Source organism: Bacillus hominis, assembly GCF_018332515.1.
Taxonomy (GTDB): Bacteria; Bacillota; Bacilli; order Bacillales; family Bacillaceae_G; genus Bacillus_A; species Bacillus_A hominis.
On the sequence record NZ_BOQD01000131.1, the window covers coordinates 1 to 11915 of the forward strand.

Below are 11915 nucleotides of genomic sequence, written 5' to 3' on the forward strand. Positions count from 1 at the left end.
CCCCCACTGATTATTAGCCTTCACCAATCGGGCGTTTACGGGCAGTTGATCTCCCACCTAACTTCTTTGCTCCAGCCGAATTTTGAGGTGGGAGTTTTACTGCCCGTTAATGCGGGATAATGCATGAGCTGCTATTGGATTTTTCGTATCCGAAATTCGTTTTATATCTCGTATAAATATGCGTTTTTTAACGAGACCTGATCTAATAGTAATTGTTTCTTCCCCGACAGTATATTTTGTTGAAAACCAACTCCAAATAAATAATATCGCTAACGGAATTGTGAAAAATAAAAGAAAATATTCTCTCCCTGCAAATATTGGAGCAAAACAGGCGCCTACGACAATAAAAAAGATTGGATATAACCATGCATCTTTTTTTGATGGAAATTCCATTACACTCCCCCTCTTGATTTAAGTCAATGAATCATTCTCCTTCTCTTATTAAAATGAAAGTAATATTGAAATAGGAGGATGACATATGAATGAACGAAAGTTTTCCATAACTGCTGGAACTGCTCTTCTTATCATGACGTTCGCTGCATTTTTTTCTTACGGCTTTGTTCATGAAAATCTCATTGTACACGGTGATGCAAGTACGACACTCCATAATATCCAAACTTCAAATTCACTTTTCAAAGCAGAAATCTTCGGTTGGATTATCATTTTTATTACTGATATTATCGCCGCGTGGGCTCTTTATTTCTTTCTAAAGCATATCCATGCTAGCCTCTCCTTACTGGCTGCCTGGCTTCGTCTTATGTATACAGCTATGCTTGGAATCGCTATATTCAATCTAATATTGGTATTGCTGCTTTCAAAAAGTACAATTGCTAATCCAGAAACATATACGATGCTGTTTCTCGGTGCATTCGAATACATTTGGTCTGTAGGGTTAATCATTTTTGGCTTGCATCTTTTCGTTTTAGGATATGTAGCTTTTCTATCTAAACAAATACCGAAATTTATTAGTGCACTACTATGCATCGCTGCTATCGGTTATATCGTAATTCACGTCATGAATACAATGTTTTCACAATATGATGCAATCATCTCAATCATACAAATCGTGTTCCAATTGCCCATGATTGCAGGTGAATTAGGACTTGCGATATGGCTGCTGTTGAACGGTGGTAAATCCACTACTTAATTCGTTTCTTAATTCTGCTTAATGATTCTGGTGTAATACCTAGATAACTTGCTAGTTGATATTGAGGAACACGATCAATTAAATGAGGACGTTTTTGTAATAATGATTTGTAGCGCTCTTCTGGTGTCGATGCAATAAATAATGTAAGTTCTTCTTGTACTTCGCCAAAATTATATTCAATCATTTGGCGTGTCATTTCTTCTAACTGTGAATATTTCTTATACATGTCCTTTTCACTAGACAGGTCGCCCACTACAACTAGACAGTCTTCTAGGCATGTTAACGTATGTGGGGATGATTTATCTTGTTTATGATGATTGAAATTTGTGATTGCCTGTTCTTCTGTATAAAAATTTGATGTAACTTCTTTCCCTGCTTCATCAACACAATATTGTCTCACACATCCTTTTAATACAAAATAACATTTTGATGGAACATCTCCTTGTCTTAGTAGCACTGTTCCCTTTTTATATTCTTCAATTTGTAATTCACTGAGAATCATCCGCTGCTGTTCTTCACTTAATGTTGTAAAACTCTTCATATACTTTTTTAATATCTCTTCCATCTTCCTCCCCCTTCTTCAACCAAGTTTCTATAAAGTGAAACTATAGTCAGTGTGGGTGGTGTCATCCCCCACTGATTATTAGCCTTCACCAATCGGGCATTTACGGGCAGTTAATGCGGGATAAAACAAAAAGAGAAGTATCACAACTTCTCTTTTCTCCCCTAACATTATAATTCCTGTGTATACACCGGCTCGTTCACCACATTTTTTGATGTTCGTTTTTGCTGCTGTAGTAAGAAAACAGATACACCAAACAATACGAGCATGCTACCGATAATTTGCATTGCGTTTAATTTTTCTCCAAGTAAGAAGAATGCTAGTATAGATGCCCCAACTGGTTCTCCTAAAATACTCATTGAAATTGTTGTTGCATTTACGTAGTTTAATAACCAATTATTAATGACATGTGACACTGTCGGCACAATCGCAAGTAAAAGAAAAACGGTCCAGTCCCACTTCGTATAACCTGTAAAAGGTACTTGCAGCACTATATTATAAATCCCCATAAAAATACCTGCAAATGCAAAAACTGTAAAGCTATAAATCCAGTGCGATACTTTCTTTACTGTCGTTTGTCCGATGAATAAATAACCGACAACTGCTATCACACTTAAAAAGGATAATATATCTCCATAAATTGCTTGTTCACTTAGTCCTAAATCTCCCCAGCCAATACACATTACGCCTAGTATCGCAATTCCCATTGTCGCAATGGCTGAGTATGTTGTTCTTTCTTTAAATAAGAAAAAACCACCGACTAAAGATACGATCGGTTGAAGTGCTAAAATAATCGTCGAACTAGCAACTGTCGTATGCTTTAAAGATTCAAACCATAAAAGAAAATGCAGCGCTAAAAAGAAACCCGATCCAATTAAAAATCCCCAATCTTTTATTTGAATCTTACTAAACTCTTCCCGTTTTTTCCAAACGATAGGCAGCATAATAAGTACGATAATCCATAATCGATACATACTTAAAATTGAAGATGGTGCTGAGGACATCTTTACAAAAACAGCTGCGAATGAAATGGCTATAATGGAAATTGCTAATGGTAGTGCGATTGATCTTTCTTGTTTCAAATCCTGTCTCCCCTCTCACCTGTAAAAATCCCACTTCATTATATCCGTTTTCTTTCATAACTTAAATACTAATTTTTTAGATTCTTCGTACCATTATGGTAAAATAGAAATTAAGGCACCTATTAGTGAATATTTCTTTCCTTTTCACTACAAGCGTCGCTCTTACAATCATAGTAAATTTTATTTAGGGGGATATACATGAATCAAACAATAGGGAGAATTGAAGAAATTTCATTTTTTAGTACAGCACTTCAAGAAGAACTTACACTTCTTGTTTATTTACCAGTAAATTACACACCTCTCCATAAGCATACGGTTGTTATTGCACAAGACGGTAGAGATTATTTTCAGCTTGGTAAAGCGCACCGTGTAATTGAGCGTCTTCGTGAAACTGAAGAAATCGACCGCACAATTATTGTCGGTATTCCATATAAAAATGTACACGATCGTAAGGAAAAATATTTCCCAAGCGATGTAAAGAATGCTGCTTACATTCGTTTCCTTGCTCATGAGCTTGCTCCATATATTGATGAAAATTATCCAACGTATCAAATGGGTAAAGGGCGCGTTTTAATTGGAGATTCTCTTGGCGGTACAGTTTCATTCATGACCGCACTTATGTATCCGCATACATTCGGCAAGGTCGTTATGCAATCACCATTTGTTGATGAAACAGTCATGAACTTAGCAAAAGATTTCAAAAATCCGGGGGCGTTAGAAATTTATCACGTAATTGGGACAGAAGAAACAGCTGTCAAGCGTACAGACGGACAAGTATCTGATTTCGTAGAACCAAATCGCGAGTTAAATAAACTACTTACAGATAGAAATTTCATCACGCATTATGAAGAGTTTGAAGGGAATCACACATGGAAATATTGGCAAGCAGATTTACCGAAAGCATTTTCTCATATTCTATCAATGAAATAATAGAGAGCGATATTCAGAATAATTTGATATAATAGATAAAGAGATTTATTCTCAAAATCTAACTAGACTTGCAAAGGGAGGAATTGAAACATGAAATTAGGAATTGTAATTTTCCCATCAAAAATGATTCAAGATAAAGCGAACGGATTGCGTAAACGTTATGATCCGCATTACGCATTAGTTCCGCCACATATTACATTGAAAACACCCTTTGAGACGCAAGATGAGCAATTAGAATCGATTGTAAATGAGTTACATACAATCGCAAACAAAACGAACCCATTCACTCTTCATGTTGGAAAAGTCGGTTCATTCGCACCTGTTAATAATGTTCTTTATTTTAAAGTAGAAAAAACACCTGAACTTACTTTCTTAAATGAAGAAATGCATAATGGTTTCTTTACACAAGAGCCCGAGTACTCTTTCGTACCTCATTTAACAATCGGTCAAAACTTATCAGATGCAGAGCACGCTGATGTATTAGGTCGATTACGTATGAAAGATTTCTATTATGAGCAACCAATCGATCGTTTCCACCTTCTATATCAATTAGAAAACGGAACATGGACTGTACATGAAACATTCCACCTTGGAAAGGGGAACAACTAATTTGCACGCACAAATCGTACAAACAGACGAGCAGCTAAGTGATGCATTCTCTGTACGTAAACAGGTTTTTGTAGAAGAACAACGTGTTTCTTCTGAAGAAGAGTATGATGAATTTGAAGAGATTTCGGCGCACGTTGTTGTATATGACAATGACATTCCAGTCGGTGCAGGTCGCTTTCGCATTGTTGATGGAGTTGGGAAAATGGAACGCATTTGCGTACTAGCCTCCCATCGCAAAAAAGGCATTGGCAAAATCATTATGGATGCACTTGAAGCGCATGCAAAAGAAGAGTCTCTACCGAAATTGAAACTCCATGCTCAAACACATGCTGAAGTTTTCTATAAAAAGCTAGGATACGTGACTGCTTCTGATGTGTTTATGGAAGCAAATATCCCGCACGTCGTAATGATAAAAGAATTATAAAGTGAAACTTTAATCAGTGGGGGTTTTGTTCATCCCCCACTGATTATTAGCCTTCACCAATTGGGCGTTTACTGCCCACAAATAGCGGGGTAATTTTGTAGCAGGAGGTAACCCCTCCTGTTTTTTACATTGCTATTTTCTTTTTCTTCCGCTAAAGTTAAATGTTGATGCTATAGTTTTGAAGGTGAATATATGACACAAGAAAAATTTTCACAAAAATCGTTAACACACGCTGGCATTCCGCAAGCGACGTATCATATTCCGAAAACATCTACCCATTTAATTATGGAAGAAGATGCAGATGCGGCGTATTTCCGCGCTTTAGAACAGCAAGGTGTTTATTTAAATGAAAAACAGTTAGAAGCCGTGCGAACGACAGAAGGTCCTGTCCTTACGTTAGCTGGTGCCGGAAGCGGGAAAACATCTGTTTTAACAACTCGCGTTGGTTATTTAGTAAATGTAAAACAAGTTCATCCGCGAAATATTTTACTACTAACGTTTACACAAAAAGCGGCTGAAGAAATTCGAACTCGTGTAGCGAATTTACCTGGTATGAATCATGCCGCAAGTAGCTATGTCGTTGCTGGTACATTCCACTCTGTCTTTTTAAAATTGCTTCGTAGTCAAGGATATAATCAGCAAATTTTAGCAAATGAAAAACATAAACAAATTATGATAAAGAAAATTTTGAAAGAATTACGCTTAAAAGACGCTTATGATGCTGAAACGATACTCGCTATGATTTCACTTGAGAAAAACAAATTGAATCGTCCGAAAGATGTAAAAGCGAAAACGCCGGTTGAACAAGAGTTCAAAGAAGTATACGAACGTTTCGAAGAGGTAAAACAACGATACAATTATATTGATTTTGACGATATCTTATTAGAAATGTATTATATGTTAGAAAATAACGCTCCCCTGCTTACTCAATTACAAGAGCGTTTTCATTACATTGAAGTAGATGAGTTTCAAGATACGTCGTATGCACAATATGAAATTGTAAAATTGTTAGCCACGCCAAGAAATAATTTATTTATCGCAGGTGATGACGATCAAGCGATTTACGGCTGGCGAGGGGCAAGTCACCAAATTATTTTATCTTTTCCAAAGGAATTTGATAACACAACGATTATCGCACTTAATACGAATTATCGATCTAACCCATTTATCGTCGGACTTGGAAATGAAGTTATTAAGCTCAATCAAGAACGTTTTGATAAAGAGCTATATTCTGTTCGTAACGATGGCATGCAGCCGTTTTATGCACGACCTGCGACAACTCTTGATGAAGCAAATCAAATTTTGCAACTCATTCAGGAAAAAGTAGATAGTGGTGAACGAAATTATAAAGATTTTTGTTTATTATATCGTACACATTCTGTAAGCCGTTCTTTACTTGATCAGCTTACAATTCATAAGATTCCGTTTATTAAACATGGAGCGAGCCAATCGTTCTACGAACATTCTTTAATTAGGCCCGTATTAGATCACTTACGACTCGTGCTTGAACCGTTCCGACTCGAATCACTTTCAAATATATTACCAACAATGTATATTGGCCGTGATGAGTGCATTTCATTTATTGAACGTGAACAATGGAAATATGGTGAGGGCCGGTTCCCTTCTCTTCTTCATTTCCTATTACTAAATCCAAGCTTGAAACCTTTTCAAGTTAAAAAAGTAAATGAGAGAATCGATTTTATTAAATTTATAAAAGAACTTGAACCGAAAAAAGCATTGAAAGAAATTATTCATGGTAAGGGAAAGTATTTAGAGTACTTACAAAGTAACGATCGTTCTTCCTTTACGATGCATAAGGACATACAAGAAGAAATGCTAGAAGAATTAATGGAATCCGCGACTCGATTTACGGATATTTCCGCTTACTTACAATTTATTAATGAAGCAATTCAAGGGCAAAAAGAAATGGAAGCATTAAAAACAATGCCGCAAAAAGATGCTGTATCGCTTATGTCGATCCATAACGCAAAAGGCCTTGAATTTCCATGCGTCTTCTTACTCGGTGCGAGCGATGGTATATTGCCGCATACTTCTTCTTTAAAAGACGCAAATGACCGTGTCACGGAGACTTCTGAAGCATTAGAAGAAGAACGACGCTTACTCTACGTCGCAATTACGCGCGCTAAAGAAGAACTTTACATTTCCTCTCCTCAATTTTTCAGAGGAAAGAAACTAGATATATCTCGTTTTTTATATACTGCGCGAAAAGATTTACCTGAAAAGACACCCATTAAATAAGGGTGTCTTTTTCCATATCCCGTTATGTACATCCCCTCTATATAAAGTGAAGGCTAATAATCAGTAGGGGTTTTGTTCATCCCCCACTGATTATTAGCCTTCACCAATCGGGCGTTTACGGGCAGCAGGGCTCCCACCTAACTTCTTTCTCCTGCCAAATTTTGAGGCGGGAGTCTTACTGCCCGTTAATGCGAGATAAATTCCCTGTTTCTATCCTGAGAATTAACGTAATATCAACCATATCCCGTTCATATTGTAATAGTGTATGTCAGAACTCACGATAAGGAGTGAACATAATGAGCTGCAATTGTAACGAAGATCATCATCATGATTTTGATTTTAACTGTGTATCGAATGTCGTTCGTTTTATACACGAGCTTCAAGAATGTGCAACCACAACATGTGGATCGGGATGCGAAGTTCCATTTTTAGGAGCACATAATAGCGCATCGGTAGCGAATACGAGACCTTTTATTTTATACACAAAAGCTGGAACACCCTTCGAAGCATTTGCACCATCAGGAAGTCTTAAGAACTGCACGTCCCCGATTTTCCGCGTGGAGAGCATAGATGATGACGGATGCGCTGTACTACGCGTCCTAACCGTAACAATCGGTGGAGATCCTGTCACACCTGGCGATGATCCAATTTGCACATTTTTAAATGTTCCAACTGCGACTTTACGAGGAACAAACACTTGCCTTACTGTTGATTTAAGCTGTTTCTGCGCTATTCAATGCTTGCGTGATGTTACGATTTAAAACTGAATACTGATTTAAGCATGGATTGGGTGGCAGATATTTCTGTCACCCAATCCATGCTTAAAAGGTACCAACGCATTTTTTATAAAATTAGGAACTTGTCCAGAGTAAAGAACGTATCCCTTTTATTGACTAAAAGTAGAAGAAATAAAGGAGTGAAAAACATGCTCTCTTCTGATAAATATAAATTTAATAAAATTGATTGCAACGCAAAAGCCGTTAGTACATTGCCAGCTTTCGGCTTTGCATTCAACGCTCTCGCCCCTCAATTCGCTTCATTATTCACACCACTATTATTGCCTAGTACAAGTTCAAACCCAGATCTCAATATTCCAGTAATAAATGATACAGTAAGTGTAGGAAATGGCATTAAAATACAAAGAGCTGGTATTTATCAAATCAGCTATACATTATCAATAAATTTTAATGATCTTAATGTTATACCAGCAGCGGCTCGTTTTTTCTTATCATTAAATACACCCCAGAATGTTATTCCTGGATCTGGTACAGCAGTACGCTCTAACGTTATTGGTGCTGGTCAAGTAGAAGTTTCTAGTGGTAGTGTTCTCATTAACTTAAACCCTGGTAATTTCATTCAAATCGTACCGGTTGAATTAGAAGGTAGTGTAGATATTCGTGCTGCTTCATTAACAGTCGTACAAATTATTTAACCAAACGTAGTATTTCTTAATTAGAGTACCACGTTTAATTATTAAATGAAAAACACCCACAGTAACATGAGTGCTTCATTCTTCATATTGTTTTATTATATTTTTTTCTTTCCGCAATTACATCCCTTTTTCTTCACAAAGCCTTGTTGCTGTAATTGTTCTTGGTATGCCTGTTGTTGTTCTTGTTGCTGTTGCTGTAGGTAGTACCACTGCTGAAGATCATATGAATTTGGCCTTGGATTATTGCTCACAGCAAACATCTCCTCTACTATCAATTCTGTCTATTTACTATATGAACAACTCCTTATGTCCGTTCCCTCATTCTTTTAAACTCCGCTTTTTCTAACATGAAAATTTATTATTCTTCCATAAAGTGTCCTGTAATTGTTTCAATAATTGCTGCTGCTCCTGCAATAGCTAATAATGCTAGTAGCGGCTCCGCGGCGATTCGAATCCAATTATATAAGACTAATAAAAAGGCACTGACCCATACACCTGTACACCAATAACAACTTAATAATTCCCCAATCCACTTCCTAAGACCTTTTCCTTTCACCTTCGTATAAGTTGATACGCTTCCGTCAGGTTCCGTAATCTCTAACTCTTCAATAAACGGTCTTCGCAAAAAGGCTGTAATTTTATCATAAACGATAAGGCGTGTTAATCGAAAAGCAGCTAGTGCGAAAATAAAAAATAAAAGCCAACTTGTAAATAACATACTTTCACCTTCCCTTACCTTCTTTAAGCCTATTTAAAAAAAAAGCTCTTTAGAGTGTGACCGATTCCCCTCCGCTCCAATATCTTATTAATGTAAATACTAACAAGAAGATAAGGAGTGACATGAATGAGCTGTAACGAAAACAAACACAGTAGCTCTTCTCATTGCGTCGTTGACGTTGTAAAATTCATTAATGAATTACAAGACTGCTCTACTACAACATGTGGATCGGGTTGTGAAATTCCATTTTTAGGAGCACACAATAGTGCATCAGTAGCAAATACACGCCCTTTTATTTTATACACAAAAGATGGAAAACCTTTTGAAGCATTTGCACCATCAGGAGATAATAAGCACTGTAAGTCTCCAATTTTCCGCGTGGAGAGTGTGGATGATGGTAGTTGTGCTGTATTACGTGTATTAGTTGTAACAATTGGTGGAGATCCTGTACCACATGATGATGATCCAATTTGCACATTTTTAAATCAACACAATACAAAATTACGAGCAACAAACACTTGCCTAACTGTCGATTTAGACTGTTTCTGTGCTATTCAATGCTTACGTGATGTTACTATTTAATAAGTAAACTAAAAAACTATTGGGGTGGTAGAATTGATCTACCACCTTTACATAATTTAAAAAACAGCCATATCAATTGATTTTATCTCTTCTATAGATACCCGAATATCTCTCATACTATTTGGCGGCATAATTGATACAACACCATTTCGATATGAAATAATAGATCCTACATATGAGACTGTCGCTGTTTTTATTCTACATCTTACTTTCGGAATGTAATGAGGGCGGTTTAATAAGAAATGAATTTTTTCTTCATTGTTCATATCCTTAAATGATTTATTGTGCGGGACCGTTCTCACCTGTTCTTGCTCTTCTTGTTCCTCTTCTTGTTCCTCTACTTCTTCCTCCACTTGCTGCTCCTCTTTCTCAAGCTTTTCTTTTTCTACTGTCTCTTCCACCTCACTACTTACACTATTTTCATTTCTATCACTTTTCTCTTTTCTATCCTCATTTTCAAAGTTTGTAAGGATAATTCTTTTTATTTTCGGTGCAGCAAGTTCTAAATTTACTTGCGCAATATATAACAACGGTTTTCCAACTGTTGAGCTTTTATTCTTCACACTCGTCCCTCCCACTTCCATACATAGCTGGATAAATCGTGTACTATTATAGTTATATTCATAACGATGCAAGAACTTTCGTTAAAAATCGTTCTTTCCGAGAACAATTAAAAAGGACAGCCTCAATATTTAGAGACTGCCCTTTAACAAACTATAATAAGTATTATATTTATCCTAGAATATGATATCCTGAATCAACATGAATATTCTCACCTGTTACTCCGCGTGCTAAATCACTGAATAAGAATACTGCTGTATCCCCAACTTCTTCTGGAGTTGTTGTACGACGAAGTGGTGCGCGCTCCTCGATTTCTCTTAAGATTGAGTTGAAATCGCCTACACCTTTCGCAGATAACGTACGAATTGGTCCTGCAGAAATAGCGTTAACGCGAATACCGTGTTGACCTAAATCATTTGCTAAATATTTCACGCTAGCTTCTAATGAAGCTTTCGCAACACCCATAACGTTATAGTTTTTCACAACGCGCTCGCCGCCAAGGTATGTTAAAGTTAAAATATTTCCGCCTTCTGTCATCACTTTCTTCGCTTCTCTTGCTACAGCTGTTAAAGAGAATGCACTAATATTTTGTGCAAGTAAAAATCCATCGCGAGAAGTATCTACAAATTCGCCTTTTAAATCGTCACGATTTGCAAAAGCAATACAGTGTGCAACACCGTGAATTGTACCAACTTCTTGCTTGATCGTTTCAAAGCAAGCTGTAAGTTCTTCATCATTCGTTACATCACAAGGTAATACAAGTGATTCTTGCCCTTCTAATGTGTCCGCTAATTCACGAACGTTTCTTTCTAAACGTTCTCCTGCATATGTGAATATTAATTTTGCACCTGCATTATGCAAAGAGCGAGCAATTCCCCACGCAATACTTCTTTGGTTCGCAACGCCCATAACAACAAATGTTTTCCCTTGTAATAGTTCCATGATATATCCTCCCAGAAATACTTATACTTGTTATTAGTACCTGATACTATAATTATAGTACCATAAAACCGCTTAAAGGCAAACAAAAAAGTCATTAACGTAAATTTGTTAATGACTTTTTGTTTCTATAAAAACCGCTCTAATCCTTCTTCCCAAGAAGGCATTTTTAAAAAACCATTTAATCGTAGCATGTTATGTTGCAAGATAGAATATTTCGGTCTCGCTGCCGCCGATCCAAATTCTTCGGTTGAAACAGGTAATACATTCACTTTCATATTTGCATACGAAAATATTTTTTGAGCAAATTCAAACCAAGAACATGAGCCTCTATTTGATACGTGATACGTACCGTATAAAGAAGTATGAATGAGCTTATTAATAATCCCTTTCATTATGCATCTCTCCCTTATGATGGAGATAGTACATCTTTATAATGTTCCATATAATTAAAGTTTCTTTTCAAGCATGCAAATATCTATGTCATTTTCTCATTAATTTTCACCTATTATATAATGAGAGATTTACGGAGGTGAATTTATGTCCAATCATAATGATTCAAACGGCTTAAATCCAGTTGACTCTTTATCTTCCAGCACATTTGACCCTACATTTCCACAATTTTCTTTGACACCTGGGCCGACTGGTGCTACTGGACCATCTGGTACTA

At 36.6% G+C, this 11915-nt stretch carries 13 protein-coding genes and 3 pseudogenes; 8 read left to right on the plus strand and 8 right to left on the minus strand.

Translation table 11 applies throughout. The features are described 5' to 3' along the window. Window positions 1-114: 114 nt before the first annotated feature. Window positions 115-393 (minus strand): annotated as a pseudogene (locus KI356_RS14400) (PH domain-containing protein); the annotation flags it as partial. An 85-nt stretch (window positions 394-478) separates the two neighbouring features. Between KI356_RS14400 and KI356_RS14405 the strand changes: the two are divergent. Then, window positions 479-1147, plus strand: a complete 669-nt coding sequence (locus KI356_RS14405) for a DUF4386 domain-containing protein (RefSeq protein ID WP_212935727.1) — start codon at window positions 479-481, stop codon at window positions 1145-1147. On the opposite strand, the gene KI356_RS14410 is transcribed toward KI356_RS14405, so the two are convergent. Beyond that, window positions 1140-1712, minus strand: coding sequence for a Crp/Fnr family transcriptional regulator (locus KI356_RS14410; protein ID WP_212935728.1), 573 nt, complete (start codon window positions 1710-1712; stop codon window positions 1140-1142). The genes KI356_RS14405 and KI356_RS14410 overlap by 8 nt on opposite strands. Before the next feature lie 167 nt (window positions 1713-1879). Further along, window positions 1880-2791, minus strand: coding sequence for a DMT family transporter (locus KI356_RS14415; protein WP_128282176.1), 912 nt, complete (start codon window positions 2789-2791; stop codon window positions 1880-1882). A 198-nt stretch (window positions 2792-2989) separates the two neighbouring features. Between KI356_RS14415 and KI356_RS14420 the strand changes: the two genes are divergently transcribed. The 6 genes from KI356_RS14420 (at window position 2990) to KI356_RS14445 (ending at window position 8445) form a co-directional block, all read left to right on the plus strand. After that, on the plus strand, window positions 2990-3721 hold the full coding sequence (locus KI356_RS14420; protein WP_002117104.1) for an alpha/beta hydrolase: 732 nt from the start codon (window positions 2990-2992) through the stop codon (window positions 3719-3721). A 90-nt stretch (window positions 3722-3811) separates the two neighbouring features. Continuing rightward, window positions 3812-4330 carry a YjcG family protein gene (locus KI356_RS14425; RefSeq protein ID WP_128282175.1) on the plus strand — a complete coding sequence of 173 codons (519 nt, stop codon included), beginning with the start codon at window positions 3812-3814 and terminating at the stop codon, window positions 4328-4330. 1 nt (window position 4331) lies between these two features. Beyond that, a complete protein-coding gene (locus tag KI356_RS14430) occupies window positions 4332-4754 on the plus strand; it encodes a GNAT family N-acetyltransferase (RefSeq protein ID WP_212935729.1) in 423 nt (140 codons plus the stop codon). Window positions 4755-4946: 192 nt separating this feature from the next. After that, entirely contained in the window at window positions 4947-7013 is a 2067-nt protein-coding gene (locus KI356_RS14435; RefSeq protein WP_002117098.1) for an ATP-dependent helicase, read from the plus strand. 296 nt (window positions 7014-7309) lie between these two features. Beyond that, window positions 7310-7774, plus strand: coding sequence for a CotY/CotZ family spore coat protein (locus KI356_RS14440; RefSeq protein WP_212935730.1), 465 nt, complete (start codon window positions 7310-7312; stop codon window positions 7772-7774). A 164-nt stretch (window positions 7775-7938) separates the two neighbouring features. After that, on the plus strand, window positions 7939-8445 hold the full coding sequence (locus KI356_RS14445; protein ID WP_212935731.1) for a hypothetical protein: 507 nt from the start codon (window positions 7939-7941) through the stop codon (window positions 8443-8445). 75 nt (window positions 8446-8520) lie between these two features. Here the strand turns inward: KI356_RS14445 and KI356_RS14450 are convergent. Together KI356_RS14450 and KI356_RS14455 are read right to left on the minus strand one after the other, a co-directional pair. Next, window positions 8521-8705 (minus strand): annotated as a pseudogene (locus KI356_RS14450) (cytochrome C oxidase subunit III). A 98-nt stretch (window positions 8706-8803) separates the two neighbouring features. Next, window positions 8804-9163, minus strand: a complete 360-nt coding sequence (locus tag KI356_RS14455; RefSeq protein ID WP_212935732.1) for a DUF1360 domain-containing protein — start codon at window positions 9161-9163, stop codon at window positions 8804-8806. Window positions 9164-9289: 126 nt separating this feature from the next. On the opposite strand from KI356_RS14455, the gene KI356_RS14460 reads away from it, so the two are divergent. After that, window positions 9290-9745, plus strand: a complete 456-nt coding sequence (locus KI356_RS14460; RefSeq protein ID WP_212935733.1) for a CotY/CotZ family spore coat protein — start codon at window positions 9290-9292, stop codon at window positions 9743-9745. Between the two features lie 56 nt (window positions 9746-9801). Here KI356_RS14460 and KI356_RS14465 read toward each other — a convergent pair whose 3' ends face one another. The 3 genes and pseudogenes from KI356_RS14465 to KI356_RS14475 form a co-directional block, all read right to left on the minus strand. Next, window positions 9802-10329: a CotO family spore coat protein gene (locus KI356_RS14465; RefSeq protein ID WP_212935734.1), complete on the minus strand. Its 528-nt coding sequence runs from the start codon at window positions 10327-10329 to the stop codon at window positions 9802-9804. Window positions 10330-10477: 148 nt separating this feature from the next. After that, window positions 10478-11248: an enoyl-ACP reductase FabI gene (fabI, locus tag KI356_RS14470; protein ID WP_000421885.1), complete on the minus strand. Its 771-nt coding sequence runs from the start codon at window positions 11246-11248 to the stop codon at window positions 10478-10480. A gap of 108 nt (window positions 11249-11356) precedes the next feature. Beyond that, window positions 11357-11631 (minus strand): annotated as a pseudogene (locus KI356_RS14475) (sugar nucleotide-binding protein); the annotation flags it as partial. Between the last annotated feature and the right edge of the window lie 284 nt (window positions 11632-11915).